General features: G+C 75.2%; 17 protein-coding genes. 7 read left to right on the top strand and 10 right to left on the bottom strand.

The window, feature by feature from the left end; all coding sequences use genetic code 11:
• Window positions 1-65: 65 nt before the first annotated feature.
• Window positions 66-725: an HD domain-containing protein gene (locus tag IE248_RS27345; RefSeq protein WP_037795366.1), complete on the bottom strand. Its 660-nt coding sequence runs from the start codon at window positions 723-725 to the stop codon at window positions 66-68.
• Window positions 726-821: 96 nt separating this feature from the next.
• Between IE248_RS27345 and IE248_RS27340 the strand changes: the two genes are divergently transcribed.
• Both IE248_RS27340 and IE248_RS27335 read left to right on the top strand, forming a co-directional pair.
• On the top strand, window positions 822-1,508 hold the full coding sequence (locus tag IE248_RS27340) for a copper homeostasis protein CutC (protein ID WP_008743817.1): 687 nt from the start codon (window positions 822-824) through the stop codon (window positions 1,506-1,508).
• A gap of 187 nt (window positions 1,509-1,695) precedes the next feature.
• Window positions 1,696-2,130, top strand: a complete 435-nt coding sequence (locus IE248_RS27335) for a VOC family protein (protein WP_037795365.1) — start codon at window positions 1,696-1,698, stop codon at window positions 2,128-2,130.
• A 57-nt stretch (window positions 2,131-2,187) separates the two neighbouring features.
• Here IE248_RS27335 and IE248_RS27330 read toward each other — a convergent pair whose 3' ends face one another.
• A complete protein-coding gene (locus IE248_RS27330; protein WP_373301632.1) occupies window positions 2,188-4,308 on the bottom strand; it encodes a HelD family protein in 2,121 nt (706 codons plus the stop codon).
• A 321-nt stretch (window positions 4,309-4,629) separates the two neighbouring features.
• On the opposite strand from IE248_RS27330, the gene IE248_RS27325 reads away from it, so the two are divergent.
• Together IE248_RS27325 and IE248_RS27320 are read left to right on the top strand one after the other, a co-directional pair.
• Entirely contained in the window at window positions 4,630-4,818 is a 189-nt protein-coding gene (locus IE248_RS27325) for a hypothetical protein (RefSeq protein WP_100582856.1), read from the top strand.
• 134 nt (window positions 4,819-4,952) lie between these two features.
• Complete coding sequence (locus IE248_RS27320; protein WP_190032012.1) at window positions 4,953-5,843, top strand: glycosyltransferase family 87 protein; 891 nt, start codon at window positions 4,953-4,955, stop codon at window positions 5,841-5,843.
• Here IE248_RS27320 and IE248_RS27315 read toward each other — a convergent pair.
• From IE248_RS27315 to IE248_RS27305, 3 genes are all read right to left on the bottom strand, one after another.
• Entirely contained in the window at window positions 5,801-7,444 is a 1,644-nt protein-coding gene (locus IE248_RS27315) for a DNA repair helicase XPB (RefSeq protein ID WP_008743810.1), read from the bottom strand. The two genes, IE248_RS27320 and IE248_RS27315, sit on opposite strands and share 43 nt — an antisense overlap.
• A 134-nt stretch (window positions 7,445-7,578) precedes the next feature.
• Entirely contained in the window at window positions 7,579-8,199 is a 621-nt protein-coding gene (locus IE248_RS27310; RefSeq protein ID WP_190032011.1) for a DUF4291 domain-containing protein, read from the bottom strand.
• Between the two features lie 52 nt (window positions 8,200-8,251).
• Window positions 8,252-10,753 (bottom strand): helicase C-terminal domain-containing protein, encoded by a 2,502-nt coding sequence (locus IE248_RS27305; RefSeq protein ID WP_190032010.1) that lies wholly within the window; start codon window positions 10,751-10,753, stop codon window positions 8,252-8,254.
• Between the two features lie 86 nt (window positions 10,754-10,839).
• On the opposite strand from IE248_RS27305, the gene IE248_RS27300 reads away from it, so the two are divergent.
• Together IE248_RS27300 and IE248_RS27295 are read left to right on the top strand one after the other, a co-directional pair.
• Complete coding sequence (locus IE248_RS27300; RefSeq protein ID WP_190032009.1) at window positions 10,840-11,814, top strand: hypothetical protein; 975 nt, start codon at window positions 10,840-10,842, stop codon at window positions 11,812-11,814.
• A gap of 90 nt (window positions 11,815-11,904) precedes the next feature.
• Window positions 11,905-12,570, top strand: coding sequence for an HAD family hydrolase (locus IE248_RS27295; RefSeq protein WP_373301630.1), 666 nt, complete (start codon window positions 11,905-11,907; stop codon window positions 12,568-12,570).
• A 14-nt stretch (window positions 12,571-12,584) separates the two neighbouring features.
• On the opposite strand, the gene IE248_RS27290 is transcribed toward IE248_RS27295, so the two are convergent.
• Window positions 12,585-12,839: a hypothetical protein gene (locus IE248_RS27290; protein ID WP_037797811.1), complete on the bottom strand. Its 255-nt coding sequence runs from the start codon at window positions 12,837-12,839 to the stop codon at window positions 12,585-12,587.
• 177 nt (window positions 12,840-13,016) lie between these two features.
• Here IE248_RS27290 and IE248_RS38430 point away from each other — a divergent pair, with 177 nt between their 5' ends.
• Entirely contained in the window at window positions 13,017-13,400 is a 384-nt protein-coding gene (locus tag IE248_RS38430) for a cold-shock protein (RefSeq protein WP_037797809.1), read from the top strand.
• A 78-nt stretch (window positions 13,401-13,478) separates the two neighbouring features.
• Here IE248_RS38430 and IE248_RS27280 read toward each other — a convergent pair whose 3' ends face one another.
• The 4 genes from IE248_RS27280 to IE248_RS27265 all read right to left on the bottom strand — a co-directional run bounded on the left by IE248_RS27280 (window position 13,479) and on the right by IE248_RS27265 (window position 17,097).
• Window positions 13,479-14,351 carry a 1,4-dihydroxy-6-naphtoate synthase gene (locus IE248_RS27280; RefSeq protein ID WP_190032008.1) on the bottom strand — a complete coding sequence of 291 codons (873 nt, stop codon included), beginning with the start codon at window positions 14,349-14,351 and terminating at the stop codon, window positions 13,479-13,481.
• The gene (locus IE248_RS27275) at window positions 14,323-15,066 is read right to left on the bottom strand and encodes a futalosine hydrolase (RefSeq protein ID WP_047960613.1); all 744 of its coding nucleotides are present in this window, start codon (window positions 15,064-15,066) and stop codon (window positions 14,323-14,325) included. Before IE248_RS27275 ends, IE248_RS27280 begins: the two co-directional genes overlap by 29 nt.
• A gap of 16 nt (window positions 15,067-15,082) precedes the next feature.
• Window positions 15,083-15,571 carry a hypothetical protein gene (locus tag IE248_RS27270; protein ID WP_037797807.1) on the bottom strand — a complete coding sequence of 163 codons (489 nt, stop codon included), beginning with the start codon at window positions 15,569-15,571 and terminating at the stop codon, window positions 15,083-15,085.
• A 152-nt stretch (window positions 15,572-15,723) separates the two neighbouring features.
• Window positions 15,724-17,097, bottom strand: a complete 1,374-nt coding sequence (locus IE248_RS27265; protein WP_008743874.1) for an MFS transporter — start codon at window positions 17,095-17,097, stop codon at window positions 15,724-15,726.
• Window positions 17,098-17,258: the final 161 nt, after the last annotated feature.

Here is a 17,258-nt window from a genome sequence, read left to right as displayed (position 1 = left end):
CGCCGAAGGTGATCGCATTCCCGGACGAATGTGTCAGGAGTGTTGCGCCCGCGCGGTCGGCGCCGCTACGCGAGCAGCGCGAGCTCGGTGGCGAGGTTGTGGCGCGCCGGGCCCTCCCAGTGCTCCGCGCCGTACGGGGTGCGGTACAGCCGGGGCAGCTCCAGCAGCTGGCGCAGCACGGCCGCGCGGCCGGCGCGGAAGGCGTCCTCGGGCACGAACGCGTACTCGGCGCGGACGGCGGCGGCGTAGCCGGCGTAGGCGGCCGGGTCGCCGGCGAGCACGGCGAGGTCGGCGTCGCAGAGGACCTCCCCGTTGGTGTCGCCGGGGGCGGGGTCGTGGCTGACGGTGAGCCGGACCAGCCGCGCGACCTCGGCGGTACGGGCGGGGCCGATGCCGAGTTCGGGCAGGGCGCGCTCGGCGAGGGCGGCGCTGCGCTCCTCGTTCTCGGAGCGGTCGGGGCGGTAGACGGCGTCGTGGAACCAGGCGGCGAGCTCGACGGCGGCGGGGTCCTCGGCGTGGCCGGCGAGTACGTCGATCCGCGCGAGCACATCGGCCAGGTGCGCGGTGGTGTGGTAGCGCCGCTGGGGCTCGGCCCAGGCGGCGAGGAGCCGGTCGGCGTAGGGCGCGGGGTCCCGGTCGGCGCCCGCGGCGGCGGCGGTGGCGTGCCAGCGGGCGAGGAGCGGCGCGGTGTCGTGGCGGGGCGCGTCGGGCGAGTCGGTGTCCATGGGGTCATTGTGCTGGTGGTGTGCGGCCGTGGACCCGTACCCTGATATTGGACTAGACCTATTTCGTACGAGCAGTCTTCCTAAGGATGGGATCGAATGAGCAACCGTGCGCTCCTGGAGGTGATCGCCCTCGACGTGGAGGACGCGGTCGCGGCCCAGGCCGGCGGGGCGGACCGCCTTGAACTGGTCACCGACATGGCCGCCGACGGGCTCACCCCGGCGCGCGAGACCTTCGCGGCGATCAGGGCGGCCGTGGACATCCCGCTGCGCGTGATGCTCCGGGGGGCGGACGGGTTCGCGGCGGGGGCGGTGGCCCCGCTCGTCGAGGAGGCGCGGGCACTGCGGGCGGAGGGCGCGCGGGAGTTCGTCCTCGGGTTCCTGAACCCCGACGGCACGCCCGACCTGGCGGCGGTCGGGGCGGTCGTCGCGGAGCTGGGCGGCTGCCGGTGGACCTTCCACCGGGCGATCGACCGGGCCGCCGACCGGGACGGGCTGCGCAAGGCGCTGGCGGAGCTGCCGGGGCTGGACACGTACCTGACGGCCGGGGCGGCGGCGGGGGTGTCCGACGGCCTGCCGGTGCTGGTCGCGGAGGCGGCGCGGCGCGGGGAGCCGGGGTACGGGCCTCGGATCCTGGTCGGGGGAGGGCTGACGCTGGCGCACCTTCCCGAGCTGCGGGCGGCGGGCATCGACGCGTTCCACATCGGCGGCGCGGCCCGTCCCTCCGGGTGGGCCGGCCCGGTCTCCGCGACGGCGGTCGCCACCTGGCGCGAGGCCCTCTCCTAGACCCGCCGCCCGCGCCTCAGACGCCGGACGGGACGGGTGTTTCAGCCTCGCCGGCGTTTGAGGCGCGGGTCCGGGCGGAGCCCGGGGAACGGGGACGGGCGGGGAGGGGGCCAGCCCCGCGGGGTGCCCGCCAACGCGCGCGGTTTCAGCGGTAGATGGGCGCCAGGCCCCCTGTTATGGTGCGCCGATGTCAATGATCAAGAAGTTCCAGGTGACCTTCGACTGCGCGGAACCCGAGCGCGTCGCCCGTTTCTGGTGCGAGGTGCTCGGGTACGTCGTGCCGCCGCCCCCGGAGGGCTTCGCCACGTGGGACGACTACAACGGCTCGTTGCCGCCGGAGCGGCGGGACGCGTGGTTCGTCTGCATGGATCCGGCGGGTGAGGGGCCGCGCATGTACTTCCAGCGCGTCCCCGAGGGCAAGGTCGCCAAGAACCGGATGCACCTCGACGTCCGGGCCGGCACCGGCCTCGTGGGCGAGGAGCGCCTGGCCACGCTCGACGCCGAACGCGCACGCCTGGTCGCGCTCGGCGCCGTGCACGTGCGCACGCTGCTCGCCGACGAGGAGAACGAGTCCTGCATCCTGATGCAGGACGTCGAGGGCAACGAGTTCTGTCTCGACTGACGGCGCGACGGCGCGCCGTCAGTCACGCCACGCCACGTCACGCCGCGGCGGCGGCCCTCAGGCCAGGGCCGCCGGCAGCGGGGCCGCGTGCAGGGCCGTCAGGCCGGAGACGGCCCGGGTGAGGCAGACGTAGAGGCGGCGCAGACCGGTGCGTTCGTCCGGTTCGCCCGAGACGATGGCCGCGGGCTCGTCCAGCACGACGTAGTCGTACTCCAGGCCCTTCGCCAGCGAGGCCGGGACCAGCGTCAGGCGCGACTGCGCCGTGGTCTCCTCGCCCGGCGACAGGTACGGCAGGCCCGCCGCCACCAGCGCCTCCCCGAGCTCCGGGATCCGCGCGTCCGCCGCGATCAGGCCGATCGAGCCCTCGTGGCCGAGCGAGCCGCGGCACGCCTCGATCACCGAGGCCGTCAGGTCCGAGGTCGGCGAGACGATCAGCGAGCCCGGGGTCTCGCGGACGGAGGAGACCGGGGCGAGCCCCGGGGAGATCGCCGGCAGCAGCCGCGACGCGTACGCGATCACCTCGCGCGGCACGCGGAAGCCCGCCGTCAGCTCCTCCAGCACCGCCTCCGGCTTGCCCAGGTGGGTCAGGGCCTCGGCCCAGCTGCGGGTGGCCCACGGGGTGGTGCCCTGCGCGAGGTCGCCCAGCACCGTCGCCGAGCCCGTCGTGCAGCGCCGCCCCACCGCCCGGTACTGCATCGGCGAGAGGTCCTGCGCCTCGTCGAGCACGACGTGGCCGAGCGAATGCGTGCGCTCCACCAGGTCCGCCGCCTCGTCGATCAGCACCAGGTCCGCCGCCGACCACTTCGCCGACTTCACGCTCCGGAATGGCTTGGGCCACAGGAGGAGCCCCCGCTCCTCCTCCGAGAGGACGCCGTCCGCGTGCTCCGCGAGGAACTCCGGGTCCGACAGCAGCCGCAGCACCAGCTTCGCCGGCTCCACCAGCGGCCACACCGCCTTGACCACCGCCTTCACGGCCGCGCTGCGCGCCACCGCGTCCTGGACCCGGTCGTCCGGGGCCTCGCCCGCCTGCTCCATCCGCACCAGCACCGCGTGCGCGATGCGCTGCGGCAGCGCGTCGCGGGCGGCGCCGTAGCGGATGTCCCGGTCGAGGAGTTCCGTGACGATCTGCTCCAGCTCGTACGCCGGCACCCGCCACCGCCGCGACCCGCGCACCACCATCAACGGCTCGACGGGCAGGCTGACGTGCGAGCGGACCGCGCGCCGCAGCACCTGCGCCATCCGGGCGTCGCCCTTGATGACGGCGGTTTCGGCCCGGTCGGCGCCGCGTACCTCCAGGCCCTCACGGGCGACGAGGTCGTCGACGGTGGCCTGCTTGACCTCCAGCTCGCCCAGCGCCGGCAGCACCTGCTCGATGTAGTGCAGGAAGGAACGGTTCGGCCCGATGACGAGCGTGCCGGTGCGGGCGAGCCGGTCGCGGTGCGCGTACAGCAGGTACGCGACGCGGTGCAGGCCGACCGCCGTCTTGCCGGTACCGGGGCCGCCCTGGACGCAGACGGAGCCGGACAGCCCGGAGCGGACGATCTCGTCCTGCTCGGGCTGGATCGTCGCGACGATGTCCCGCATGGGGCCGACGCGCGGGCGCTCGATCTCCTGCTGGAGCAGCTTGCTGACGGCGGCGGCCTCGGCCGGGTCGGACAGGTGCTCGTCCTCGTACGCGGTCAGCTCGCCGCCGGTGTAACCGAAGCGGCGGCGCAGCGCGATGTCCTGCGGGTCGTTCTTGGAGGCCCGGTAGAACGGCTGGGAGACCGGCGCGCGCCAGTCGATCACCATCGGGTCGCCGTCGGCGTCGTGGACGTGGCGCCGGCCGATGTAGAACTGCTCGCCCTCGGCGCCCTCGGCCAGTTCCGCGCCCGGGGCGTGCAGGTAGTTCAGGCGGCCGAAGAAGAGCGGGGTGTGCGCCAGGTCGGCCAGCGCCTTGATGCGGTCGTCGATCTGGGCCTGGAGGACGATCGCGTTGACCCAGTTCGCGGTGACGTCGCGGATGTCGAGCGCCTCGACGTCCTCGCGCATGGCGCGGAGCGCGGCGCGGGAGGCGGTGAGGTGCGACCGTTCGCGGGCCAGCGGGCCCGGTGCGTCGAGGAGGCCCGGGGCCGGGGCCGGGGACGGAGCGGTGCCGGTGGCGGTGGTGGTGTCGGACTCGGGGGCGTGCGCGGGCACGGGACTGCCTCCAGCTGCTGGTCTGCGTGGCGGATGCCCGCCGGTTTCCGTCCGGCGGGCGGCACTCCCCGGCGAGCGGTGGGAGGCGGCAAGAGCGGAGATTCTAGTCAGGGCGGCCGGTCCGCGCGAACGGTTTTACCGCCCGCTCCTTCCCCGGGCGAATACCTGCGGGGTAGAGCGCCGTACGGGTCATACCCGGGAGTGTCAGACCTGCGGCAGAGCCACTAGGGGACGTCATAGGCCGTGAGGAGGACACCGCGCGGCCCCGGGTTCAGCCCCCGGAGCGATGTGAAATCCGGCGCGGAAACGCACCATGGATGTATGAGCACCGCAACCTTCACCCCGATCCGGGGCGGCCGCCCGAGCGGCGCCACCGCCACTTCACCCGACTACCGGCCCCGGCACCGCGTCGGTGGCCTGCTGCATGCCGCGAAGGTCTTCGTGGCCACCGCAGTCAGCGTCGTCGTCATGGGCGAATACGCCGAGGAAGCCGGAGTCATACGCCGCTGACCTGCTGGTTCGGCCATCCGGGGGTCCGCCCGCCGGTACGGCGACACCCGCGCGCGCCCCGCTCCGAGGGGCCGGCGCCGAGCCGTGGCCTGAACCCGGCGGTACGCCGCCAGTGATCCACTAGGGTCACGCGCGTGACCCGCAGACCCACCCCCGACCGCTCGCCGGCGCCCCCTTTCGGCGCCCTGCCCGGCGCGCGTTCCGGCGCCCCCTCCGGGCTGTCGTCGGGGCTGTTCTCCGGCCGGCTGGTCACCGGCCCGCTGCTCCTGCTGGGCGTGCTCTGCGTCGCCCTGCGCATTCCGGTGGCCGACGCCCTCGTCCGCGGACTGCGCGCCGCCGAGTGGCACCCGCCGACCGCGTACCCGCCGTTCGCGGCGATCCTGTTCACCCCGGCCGCCTGGCTGCCGGCGGCCGTGCTCAAGGCCGTCATCGTCCTCGGCAGCGCCGGCCTGCTCGCGCTGCTCGTCCTGCTGTCCTGCCGCCTCGCGGGGCTGCGGGCCCGGCCGGGACCCGTCCTGGCCGCCACCACCGCCGGACTGTGGCTGGAGCCCCTGTTCCAGACCCCGCTGACCGGTCAGATCAACCTGGCGCTGGCCTGCCTCGCCGTCTGGGACCTGGGCCGGCCCCGCTCCGCCCTCGGCAAGGGGTTCGCTCTGGGCACCGCCGCCGGGATCACCCTGACCCCGGCGCTCCTCGTCCCGTACCTGCTGCTCACCGGCCGGGCCCGGGCCGGGCTGACGGCGCTCGCCGCCCTCACCGGCACCGCCCTGCTGGGCCTGCTCGTGCTCCCGCAGGCCTCCGCCGAGTTCTGGGCCGCCCACCTGCCCGCGACCGGCCGGGCCCTGCCGCCGGCCTGGCCCTGGTCGCACCTTTGGGTCTGGTCCGTACCGCTCCTCGCGGTCCTGACCCGGGCGGCCCAGGCGGCCCAGGCGGCCCGTGCGGCCCGGCCGTTCCGGGCCGGCCGCCCGGGCCCCGGCGCCGGTCAGCCGTCGGCCAGCAGCTCGTCGGAGTCCATGATCCGGTAGGCGTAGCCCTGTTCGGCCAGGAAGCGCTGCCGGTGCGCGGCGAAGTCCTGGTCGATGGTGTCGCGCGCGACCACCGAGTAGAACCGCGCCTCGTGGCCGTCGGCCTTCGGGCGCAGGACGCGGCCGAGGCGCTGCGCCTCCTCCTGGCGCGAGCCGAAGGTGCCCGACACCTGGATGGCGACGGTGGCCTCCGGCAGGTCGATCGAGAAGTTCGCGACCTTCGAGACGACCAGCACGCTGATCTCGCCCTCGCGGAAGGCGTTGAAGAGCTTCTCCCGCTGTGCGTTGGAGGTCTCGCCCTTGATGACCGGCGCGTCCAGGTGCTCGCCGAGCTCGTCGAGCTGGTCGATGTACTGCCCGATGACCAGGGTCTGCTCGCCCTGGTGCTTGCGCACCAGCGCCTCGGTGACCTTCCGCTTGGTGGCGGTGGTCGCGCAGAACCGGTACTTCTCCTCCGTCTCGGCGGTCGCGTACGCCAGTCGCTCGCTCTCCGTGAGGTTCACGCGGACCTCGACGCAGTCGGCGGGGGCGATGTAGCCCTGCGCCTCGATCTCCTTCCACGGAGCGTCGAACCGCTTCGGGCCGATGAGGGAGAACACGTCCGACTCGCGGCCGTCCTCGCGGACCAGCGTCGCCGTCAGGCCGAGCCGCCGGCGCGCCTGGAGGTCGGCGGTGAACTTGAACACCGGCGCGGGCAGCAGGTGCACCTCGTCGTAGAGGATCAGGCCCCAGTCCCGGGAGTCGAAGAGCTCCAGGTGCGGGTAGACGCCCTTCCGCTTCGTCGTCAGGACCTGGTACGTGGCGATCGTGACGGGCCGGATCTCCTTGCGGGTGCCGGAGTACTCGCCGATCTCCTCCTCCGTCAGCGAGGTCCGCTTGACCAGCTCGTGCTTCCACTGGCGGGCCGAGACGGTGTTCGTGACCAGGATCAGCGTCGTCGCCTTGGCCTTCGCCATCGCGCCGGCGCCGACCAGCGTCTTGCCGGCGCCGCAGGGCAGGACGACCACGCCCGAACCGCCGTGCCAGAAGCCCTCGACGGCCTGCTGCTGGTACGGGCGCAGCGCCCAGCCGTCCTCGACGAGCTCGATGGGGTGCGCCTCGCCGTCCACGTACCCGGCGAGGTCCTCGGCCGGCCAGCCCAGCTTGAGCAGGGTCTGCTTGATCTGTCCCCGCTCGGAGGGGTGCACGGCGACGGTGTCGGGGTCGAGCCGGGCCCCGACCAGCGGGGCGACCTTCTTCGACCGCAGGATCTCCTCCAGCACCGGCCGGTCGGTGCTGGTCAGGACCAGCCCGTGCACGGGGTGCTTGGAGAGGGTGAGCCGGCCGTAGCGGGCCATGGTCTCGGCGACGTCGACGAGCAGCGCGTGCGGGACGGGGTAGCGGGAGAACTCGACGAGCGCGTCGACGACCTGCTCGGCGTCGTGCCCGGCCGCCCGGGCGTTCCACAGACCGAGCGGGGTGATCCGGTAGGTGTGGATGTGCTCGGGCGCCCGCTCCAGCTCGGCGAAGGGCGCGATGGCGCGCCGCGCGGCTCCGGCGAGCTCGTGGTCGACCTCCAGCAGGAGGGTTTTGTCGCTCTGGACGATGAGGGGCCCGTTCACACACGTCCCTTTCGGCGTGGGGTGACCGCCCGGACGCGGGCGGCCAAACCTCCAGTCTGCCGTATCGCTCCGCGGGCGGGGAGATTCTGCCCCGGGCCAGGCCGGGCCGCCCTGCGGTGACGGGCTCCCGGTGGTTACGCGCCCAGGTGCGGCAGGGGCGGCGACGGGTACGGGGTTTCCCCGGGCAGCAGGGCGCGCGCCGCGTCCGTGTTCCCGGCCCGCAGCAGGCCGTGGATCTCCCGGGCCAGCGGGGTCACGTCGCGGATGGAGAGCGTCCACTCGTCGGCGTAGGCGCGCGAGGCCGGACCCGACAGTCCCAGCTGGAGCGAGCGGTAGGGCAGCGGGTTCAGGTGCAGGTCGCGCTCGGGGTCCCACTGCACGCGCGCCGGCGCCCCGCGCAGGGCCCGCTGCCAGGAGGCCCGGTCGGCGTGGGTGCCGGGCTCGTAGTGCGACAGGCAGGCCCGGCGCAGCGCGTGGTCGAAGCCCTCGCGGGTGATCTCGACCGCCAGCACCGTCTCCTGGTCGGCCTTGGTGGCCCAGCCGCAGCGGTACATCATCCACAGGAACGACGGCTTGACCCATGTCATCCGCTCCCGCTTCCAGGCGGGCGGGAAGCGGCCGTCCCGCGCCGCCGGCAGCCCCAGGTGCGGGGCGTACGCCTGGTAGACGGTGACCGTCCGGGCGGTGTGGGCGGCCCGGACGGCACGGTTCGGTACGGGTACGGGTACGGGCGCGGGGTCCGGGGTTTCGGGCATGCCGTTCAGGGTGCCCGGCGGGGCGCCGCGCCGGCCAGCGGATTACGGCCGCTCAGACCTGGTCCTCCGCCAGCTCGGCCACGCCCGTGATGCGGTGCAGCGCGTACGTCCGCACCTCGTCCGCCGTGTGGTCGTACCCGGTGACGAAGCCGCCCTCCACCCGTACCGGCGCGATGACCCGCTGGCTCGCCGCCCCGTCCGCGTTGACGTACCCGATCCACACCGCCGACCCGGTCAGCGCGGCCGCCTGCACCGTCGCCAGGGTCTCCGCCGCGCTGGTGCGCGGGAGTTCGCCCGCCGCCGGGGCCGGCGCCGAGGGCTCGGCCGGCTCCTTGCGCACCGCCGTCGCCGCCCGGTCGCCCGCGCGGATGGCCCGTACGGCCGCGCCCAGCAGGGTCGCGTCGGCCACCGGCGGGCCGTCCGGCACCGGTTCGGGCGCCGAGCGCGGCGCGGTCCGGCGGGCGTCCGCCCGGGCCACCAGGACGTCGCCGGTACGGGACTCCGCGGCCGGCGCGTACCCCATCGCCCGCAACCCGTCGAGCAGGGTGGTGGGTTCGGCCTGCGCGGCCAGCACCGTCGGGGCGAGGCGGCGCAGCCCGAGCCCCGCGGAGCGCTTGTCGGCCAGGATCTCGTTCAGCATGCCGTCGTCGTCGCAGCGCACGTACGAGGAGGCGGCGCCCACCCGCAGGTGCCCGTGCCGCCGCGAGACGTCGTCGATCAGGTACGTCAGCGGCTGCGGCACCGGGGTGCGGCTGTGCTCGGCGAGGAAGGCGTGCAGGTCGGAGGCGGTGTGCCCGGCGTCCAGGGCCCGGCGTACCGACCCGGGCGTGAAGCGGTACACCGTCGCCCCGCCCTTGGACTCGACGTCCGCGAGCACCGCCAGGGTGTCGCCGAGCGGCCGGCGCAGCGGCCCCGGCGCCACCGCCGTCAGGTCGGCCTGCAACAGGACGTGGTCCACCGGTTCGGGGAGCAGCGGCGCGAGCGGCGCCGCCGGGTCGCGGCCCTCCAGCAGGGCCCGCCCGGGCGCGGAGAGCGCTCCCCGGCCGGTGACGCCGAGGACCTCGGCCTCGGTCAGCGCCCAGTGCGCGAGGCGGGCCCGCAGGTCGCTCGTACCGCGCACCGGGCGTTCCCAGGCGAGCCGTGCGAGGAGGGCCGCCGGGTCGGCGGAGCCGCCCTCGGGGAGTTCGGCGAGGAGGTCGAGGACGCGGCGGCGCACCTCGGGCGCGGCGGAGCGGTCCAGGTCCGGGCCCAGCACCGACAGCGTACGGGCCTTGGCGTCCTGCTCGCCGACCAGGCCCGCGGTGCGGGTGGCGGGCAGCCAGGCCGCGGCGAGCACCGACCACCGCTCGGCGGGCGGGAGTTCGCACCAGTCGTCGAAGGCGGGGGTGGGCGCGTACCGCTCGTCGGCCTCGCCGTCGCCGGCCAGCAGGCCCGCCGCGTAGGCGAGTTCGATCCAGAACGCGGCCGTGCCCTCGGTGGCGTCCAGGGTGGCGGCGGTCCGCTTGAGGTCCCGTACGGAGAGTCCGCCGGCCCGCAGCACCGCCGGGCCCGTGTGCTCCCAGGACTTCACCAGTTCCTCGACGGTGGCGAGCGCGGCCAGCGCCTGCCCGGCCGCGTTCGCGTCCACAAGGTGTGGACGGTGCTCGCGGTGCGCGGGCACCGCCGGCGCCACCGGCTCCGGGACGCGGTGCGCGAGCCCGCCGCGCAGGTGCAGCGCCACCTCGCGGGGCAGTACGACGGTCCGCGCCGTGGCGGGGAGCAGCAGCCCCCGGTCGCGCAGCCAGCGCACCGGCGGGGTCGGCTGGGGCGTCACCTCCCCGTAGGGCGGGCCCCACACGAGCCGGCCGAGCACCTGGTGGGCCTCCGCCGGCGCCTCGTCGAGCAGCGCCGCCATCCGCTCCGGGTCGGTGAACAGGCCGGTCAGCGCGGCCACGGCGGACACCGGGTCGTGGGTGCCGGGCAGCCCGGCGGCCGCCACGATCTCCTGGATCCGGGTCGGCGACATCCCGGCGGTGGCCTCGGCGACGGTCGGGCCGAGCCCGGTCGGGGAGGGCCGCGTGGCGGACGGCGCGAGGAGCTCGCGGGCGGTGCGCACCAGCCGCAGCCGCTCGTCGTCGCCCCATACGAGGGCCTGCTCGCGCAGGGTGCCCAGGGCGCGCGGCAGCGCGGCGCGGGAGCCGTTGTCGGCGCCGCCGGTGGTGCCGTGCTCGCCGGCCAGCAGCGACTCCAGCACCGGGTACGGGCAGGGGTCCGGGGCGACGGCGAGGGCCTCGGCGCTCTGGAGCGCGAACCGGTCGAGCCGGTCCAGGGCCCGCACCACCGAGGCGCGGGTGCCGGCGCGGGTGGCGAGCTGGGTGATGTCGCCGGGCACCGGGTTCAGCAGGTCCGGGCGTGCGCGCAGCAGCGCGGCGAGCGAGTCGTCGTCGCGGGCGCGCAGTGCCTCGGCGAGGGAGCGCGGGGCGGCGCTTCCCGTGGTGCCGGTGCTCGGCCCGGTGCTTGGCTCAGGCACAGTCGCCTCCTGGTCGCGTCGGCCGGTCAGTCGGCCGGTCCCCATCCGGCCAACGGTATCCGCTGCGCCCGGGGCAGCTCCACGCCCGCACGCGCTACCTTTCCGGCAGGCGGTACGGGAGGAGCCTGGGCATGGGGATCGAGAGCGACCAGCTGGTCTACGAATATCTGAGCCGCGTAGGGGACTTGGCGCAGCGGCGGCAGCTGCCTGCCGGTGACCGGATGCGGCTGGTGGCGGGGCTGCGGGACGAGATCGACCGTCGGCGCGCCAAGTACGAACCGGAGACCCAGGCGTCGGTACGGAAGATCCTGGAGCGCATCGGCACGCCCGAGGAGGTGCTGGACACGCTGGGCGCGCTGTCGGACCCGGCCGCCGCGGACACCGCGCCGGGGGTTCCCGCCCAGCGGGCGCCGGGGGCCCGCGCGGCGGTGAACGTGCCGCCGCACCTGGCGGGGCTCGACGAACTCGGGCCGTCGGGCGGGGCCGGGCCGGACTGGTGGCGCGTCACCCCGGGGCCGTTCGGCGCGGGCGGGCCGCAGGTGGAGGGCTTCGCGGGGGGCATCGAGCTCCCGGACCTGTTCAAGGAGCCGGAGGAGGACGAGCCGGCGGCGGCCGCGGAGCCGGAGCCCGCGCCGGCGGCGTCCCGGGGGCGGCGGCTGGCCCGCTTCGCGCGGAAGCGGCTGGGCGCGGGGCTGGGCGGGGGCAAGAAGCCGGGCGCGGCGGCGGGGGCCGCCGGAGCCGCCGGGGCCGCCGTGGCCGTCGCCGCCGTGCGGCCGAAGGCGAACGCGTTCCTCCTGCTCGCGGCGGCGATCCTCGTGGCGGGCGCGGTGAGCGGGTACTGGCTGCTGCTCGGGCTGGGCTGGCTGGCGGTGTACGCGTCGCGGGTGCTGGGGCCGACGGAGCGGAAGGTGGCCGTCTTCGGCCTGCCGGGCGCGGTGTTCGCGGGCGCGGTGGTGTGGCTGTGGGGCCGCCAGAACGGGCGCTGGGGCGAGCCGCTGCCCGACGGCGGCCTCTCGGAGGTCCTCCCGGGCATGTGGCCGTGGCTGGCCCGCGGGGCCGGTGTGGCCTCGGCCCTCTACCTGGTCTGGCGGGCCCGCCGCCGCTGACTCCTCCGGGGCCCGCGCGGCAGCGGATTTCACCTTCCGGTAAGGCGGGGCTCGATCCACGTTCCCGGTCCGCGGGCCCGGCTGGGCACAATGGCCGGTATGACCCTGAGCCCCGAGACCACCGCCGAGACCACCGCCGCGCCGCTGACGGTCGGCTTCGACCTCGACATGACCCTCATCGACTCGCGGCCGGGCATCAAGGCCGCCTACGAGGCCCTGTCGGCCGAGACCGGTACGTTCATCGACGCCGAGCAGGCGATCACACGGCTCGGTCCGCCGCTGGACGAGGAGCTCGCGTACTGGTTCCCGGAGGCGGAGATCCCGGCGATGGCGGACCGCTACCGGGCGATGTACCCGGCGTACGCCATCGACCCGACGCCCGCGATGCCCGGCGCCCGAGAGGCGATCGAGGCGGTCCAGGCGCTCGGCGGCCGCGCGATCGTGGTCACGGCCAAGCACGAGCCCAACGCCCGCCTGCACCTCAAGCACCTCGGCATCGAGCCGGACGCCGTCATCGGCTGGCTGTGGGCGGAGGCCAAGGCGGGCGCGCTGCGCGAGTACGGGGCGCAGGTCTACGTCGGCGACCACGTGGGCGACGTACGCGGGGCCCGGGCCGCCGGCGCGGTGTCGGTGACCGTCCCGACGGGGCCGTGCCCGGAGCCGGAGCTGCTGGCGGCGGGCGCGGACGTGGTGCTGCCGGACCTCACGGCGCTGCCGGCGTGGCTCGCGGAGTACGTCCGTACGCGCGAGGTCTGACGGCAGGGCAGGGCCTAGGAACCCTGCGACGCCTTGGCGGCCCTGCGCTGCGCCGAGGCGGAGCGCAGCACGCCCGCCGCCGAGACGGCGAAGCCGACGCCCATGAGCATGCACACGGCCCACGCGTACGAGGGGAACGGGTCGATGTCGAGGAACAGCGGGGCCATCGTCGCCAGGGTCGCCACGGCGCCGACGATGAACACCACGCCGCCGGCCCGGACCAGCGCGTCGCCGGGCCGTGCTTCGTCGGTCTGAGGAGTAACAGTCACCCCACCAGGGTAGTTCCCTGGCCGAAGCGGTCGACCGCGAAGGACCGGGTAACGACTTGTCACGCGCCTGAGGACCATTAGCCTGGAGGTGTGGCGGGTCGGTGACCCGCTGTGCTGCTATCCGGAGCCGCCAGGGCGGCGAACCGGACCCGACGAGCACAAGGACAGAGGACGGACGTGCCTACCGGCAAGGTCAAGTGGTTCAACAGCGAGAAGGGCTTCGGCTTCCTCTCCCGCGACGACGGCGGCGACGTCTTCGTCCACTCGTCGGTGCTCCCCGACGGGGTGGACGCGCTCAAGCCCGGTCAGCGCGTCGAATTCGGTGTGGTCGCCGGCCAGCGTGGTGACCAGGCGCTTTCGGTGACGGTCCTGGACCCGGCGCCGTCCGTCGCGGCCGCGCAGCGCCGCAAGCCGGACGAGCTCGCCTCGATCGTGCAGGACCTCACGACCCTGCTGGAGAACGTCACGCAGCAGCTGGAGCGGGGCCGTTACCCCGACAAGGCGCACGGCGGGAAGATCGCCGGCATGCTGCGCGCGGTCGCCGACCAGCTCGACGTCTGAGCGGCGCGCACCCCCGTACGACGGTGCCCCGTCCCTCTCCGGAGGGGCGGGGCACCGTCGTACGCGCGTCCCCGCGGCCTACGGGAAGGCCAGCGCGTCCGGCGCGATGGCCGGAACCAGTCCCTCGGCGGCGGCGCGGGTCAGCAGCCCGCGGACGGCCGCGTAGCCGGCGTCACCGAGGCCGGCGGTGAACTCGTTGACGTAGAGCCCGATGTGCTGGTCGGCGACGGCCGGGTCCAGCTCCTGCGCGTGCTCGCGGACGTACGGGCGCGAGGCCTCGGGGTCGTCCCAGGCCATCCGCACCGACGTCCGGGCCGACTCGGCCAGCGCGCGCAGGGTCTCGGCGCCGAGCGAGCGCCTGGCGATGATCGCGCCGAGCGGGATCGGCAGGCCGGTGGTGGCCTCCCAGTGCTCTCCCATGTCGGCCAGGCAGTGCAGCCCGTAGTCCTGGTAGGTGAACCGGGCCTCGTGGATGACGAGTCCGGCGTCGACGCGGCCGTCGCGCACCGCCGGCATGATCTCGTGGAACGGCAGCACGACGACCTCGCCGACGCCGCCGGGCAGCACGTCCGCCGCCCAGAGCCGGAACAGCAGGTAGGCGGTGGAGCGTTCGCTGGGCACCGCGACGGTCTTGCCGGTGAGGTCGAGCCCGGGCTCGCGCGTGAGCACCAGCGGTCCGCAGCCCCGGCCGAGCGCGCCGCCGCAGGGGAGCAGCGCGTACTCCTCCAGCACCCAGGGCAGTACGGCGTACGACACCTTCAGGACGTCGAGTTCGCCGCGCTCCGCCATGCCGTTGGTGAGGTCGATGTCGGCGAAGGTGACGTCGAGGGCGGGCGCGCCGGGGATCCGGCCGTGCGCCCACGCGTCGAAGACGAAGGTGTCGTTGGGACACGGCGAATAGGCGATGCGGAGCGGCTCCGGCTCACCCGTGGTGCTGTCGCTGCTGCTCATGCTGTCCTCCCCAGTGGACGAGTACGGGTCCCAGGACGCGGAATCCGCCGGCCAGCGCGGCCAGCGCGTCCCCGATCCGCCAGGCGTCGCGGTCGCGCGGGCCGACGGCGTTGGACACGGCGCGGATCTCCAGTACGGGCAGCCCGTGGGCGGCGGCGGCCTCCGCCACCCCGAAGCCCTCCATGGCCTCGGCCCCGGCGAGGGGGTGCCGGGCGGCGAGCTCGGCGGCGCGGGCGGCGGTGCCGGTGACGGTCGAGACGGTGAGTACGGGTGCCAGCAGGCCGCCGGTCGCCTCGGCGGCGCGGGCGGCGAGCTCGGCGGGGGGCAGGTGCACGCTGCGGCCGAAGCCGAGCGCGTCGACGGACAGGAACCCGTCGGGTCCCTCCGCCCCCAGGTCGGCGGCGACGAGGGCGTCGGCGACGACGAGCGAGCCGGGCGGGGCGGCGGGGGCGAACCCGCCGCCGATGCCGGCGGAGATGACGAGGGAGTAGTCGGCCAGCGCGAGCGCGGTGGCCGTGGCGGCCGCGGCGGCGGCCGGTCCGACCCCGCCGACGAGCACGTCGGCGGCGAGACCGGGCAGGTCGCGGCGCGAGATCCGGTACCCGCCGGGCAGGGTGCGCGGCTCCGGGGTCACCGGGTCCTGATGAGGAGGCGTGAGACCGGCGGCGACGGAGTCTGCCTCCGCCGCCACCGCGGTCACGATGAGCGCGCGCACCGTTGCCGCCGCCGGGTTACTTGAGCTTGACGGTGAAGTTCCAGACGGCCTGGGGCTTGCCGCCTTCGGAGACCTGGACGAAGGAGAGCTTCTTCGAGGACGGGGCCTCGCCCTGGCCGCCGGTGGCGAACAGGTCGGCGCCCGGGAAGCTGCGGTAGGTGTTCGAGGAGGGCTCGGTGATGGGCTGCCCGTCCAGGACCGCCTGCCACTTGCTGCCGTCCTCCACGACCTCCGGCTCGACACCGAGGCGGAGCGTGTCGCCACGCGCGTACTCGATCGTCTTGGCGTCGGTGTGGTTCGTGAAGCACTCCTGGACCTTGTCCATGGTGAGCTCCTTGCCGTTGCCCTGGCAGGCGGCTTCGGCGGACACCGACGAGGTGCCGACCGTCACGGTCGCCAGCGGCGTCGGCTTGTCACAGGCGGAGAGGAGGAGGAGGCCGGCGGACACGGCTCCGAGGGCCGCGACGCTGCGGCGGCCCCTACCCGAGAAAAGCGGTGCGGTCATGAGCCGAAGGCTATCGGGCCACCCCCCTCCCCCGCCGCACGGGGTCCTCCGACCCCCGGCGCGGCGCCCCCGGGCGTGTCAGACGGGCGCCCGGACGGCCCCCGCGTCAGGCCGTCCAGGGTCGCGGGGAGTACGCCCGGACGGCCCCCGCGTCAGGCCACGCGGGGCCGTGGGGAGGACGGGTGGGGGCCCCGGGGGGCCGCGATGAGGCCGCGCAGGGCCATCGTCGTGCCCAGGGCGACGATGGCCGCCGCGACGGACATCCCGAGGACCCCGTTCAGCGGCAGGACGATGCCGATCGCCCCGCCCAGCACCCACGCCATCTGCAGCAGCGTCTCCGAACGGGCGAACGCGGAGGTCCGCACCGCCTCCGGCACGTCCCGCTGGATCATCGCGTCCAGCGACAGCTTCGCCAGCGCCTGGCAGAACCCCGCCGTCGCGCCCAGCACCGCCACCAGCGGCCCGCTGAAGAACACCGCCGCCAGGACCGCGACGCCCAGCGTCATCGACAGCACCGCCGCGATGATCACCTCCGGGGCGCGGGCCCGCAGCCACGCCCCCGCCGCCGTCCCGCACGCGTTGCCCACGCCCGCCGACACGCCCACGATGCCCAGCGACACCGCCGCGCTCTGCCCCGCCAGCGGGTGCTCCCGCAGCAGGAACGCCAGGAAGAAGATCAGGAACCCCGACAGCATCCGCATCGCCGCGTTCGCCAGCAGCCCGCACAGCACCGACGGGGACACCGTCCGCAGCCCCGGCCGCCGCGAGTGCGCCTCGTGCGTGGAGAGCCGCGCCCGGCTCTCCCCCTTCGCGTCGTCCACCTTGGGCGGCAGCGAGAACGCCGCGAACGTCCCCCACACGAAGATCACGCAGGCCCCGTACAGCGGCCACGGGGGCCCGATCGTGTGCAGCCCGGCGGCGACCGGCGCCGCCGCGCCCGTCGCCAGCAGCCCGGCCAGCGTGACCCGCGAGTTCGCCTTGACGAGTGAGAATTTCGGCGGGAGCAGCCTCGGCACCACCGCGCTGCGCACCACCCCGTACGCCTTCGACGCCACCAGCACCCCGAGCGCCGCCGGGTACAGCTCCAGCCCGCCCGTGGCGACCGCGCCCGACATCATCAGCGCGAGCAGCGCCCGCGCCAGCATCGCCGCCGCCATCGCGGCGCGCCGCCCGTGCGGCAGCCGGTCCAGCAGCGGGCCGATGACCGGGGCCAGCACCGTGAAGGGGGCCATCGTGATCGCGAGGTACAGGGCCACCCGGCCGCGCGCCTCGTCCGTGGGCACCGAGAAGAACACCGTCGAGGCCAGCGCCACCGTGATCATCACATCGCCGGCGCCGTTGATCGCGTGCAGTTCGATCAGCCTGCCGAGGCCCGACTCACCGGCCCCGTGCGCGTGCGTGGCCCGCCGGATCCCGCGCGCCGTACCGGTGATGGGGAGGTGCAGGGCACGCCCGACGGCCCGGCCGGCCCTCTTGGCCGGTCCCGAGCCGTCGTCGGACGACCGTACGGGTGCCACACTCGACATAGTGCCCCACTCGGGTCGCGCGGACCCGTCCCGGGGCCGTTCCGGCGCGTCCGGAAGCCCCTCGGGCCACCGGCTTGTCCGCGAATCGGACCTTGCATGTGGGCCGAAGGCGCCGGAGGAGGTAGCGTGCGTAGCGCGCCACCGGCGGTTGCTCTTGGCCG

Source organism: Streptomyces goshikiensis (assembly GCF_014650555.1).
Classification (GTDB): Bacteria; Actinomycetota; Actinomycetes; order Streptomycetales; family Streptomycetaceae; genus Streptomyces; species Streptomyces goshikiensis.
This window is presented reverse-complemented; position numbering and strand designations above follow the sequence as displayed.

What these genes read in the sequence shown, in the direction of transcription:
- IE248_RS27345 (WP_037795366.1), bottom strand. Translation starts at nt 725, where the DNA reads ATGGACACCGACTCGCCCGACGCGCCCCGCCACGACACCGCGCCGCTC.
- IE248_RS27340 (WP_008743817.1), top strand. Translation starts at nt 822, where the DNA reads ATGAGCAACCGTGCGCTCCTGGAGGTGATCGCCCTCGACGTGGAGGAC.
- IE248_RS27335 (WP_037795365.1), top strand. Translation starts at nt 1,696, where the DNA reads ATGTCAATGATCAAGAAGTTCCAGGTGACCTTCGACTGCGCGGAACCC.
- IE248_RS27325 (WP_100582856.1), top strand. Translation starts at nt 4,630, where the DNA reads ATGAGCACCGCAACCTTCACCCCGATCCGGGGCGGCCGCCCGAGCGGC.
- IE248_RS27310 (WP_190032011.1), bottom strand. Translation starts at nt 8,199, where the DNA reads ATGCCCGAAACCCCGGACCCCGCGCCCGTACCCGTACCCGTACCGAAC.
- IE248_RS27305 (WP_190032010.1), bottom strand. Translation starts at nt 10,753, where the DNA reads ATGGGGACCGGCCGACTGACCGGCCGACGCGACCAGGAGGCGACTGTG.
- IE248_RS27300 (WP_190032009.1), top strand. Translation starts at nt 10,840, where the DNA reads ATGGGGATCGAGAGCGACCAGCTGGTCTACGAATATCTGAGCCGCGTA.
- IE248_RS27295 (WP_373301630.1), top strand. Translation starts at nt 11,905, where the DNA reads ATGGCCGGTATGACCCTGAGCCCCGAGACCACCGCCGAGACCACCGCC.
- IE248_RS27280 (WP_190032008.1), bottom strand. Translation starts at nt 14,351, where the DNA reads ATGAGCAGCAGCGACAGCACCACGGGTGAGCCGGAGCCGCTCCGCATC.
- IE248_RS27270 (WP_037797807.1), bottom strand. Translation starts at nt 15,571, where the DNA reads ATGACCGCACCGCTTTTCTCGGGTAGGGGCCGCCGCAGCGTCGCGGCC.
- IE248_RS27265 (WP_008743874.1), bottom strand. Translation starts at nt 17,097, where the DNA reads ATGTCGAGTGTGGCACCCGTACGGTCGTCCGACGACGGCTCGGGACCG.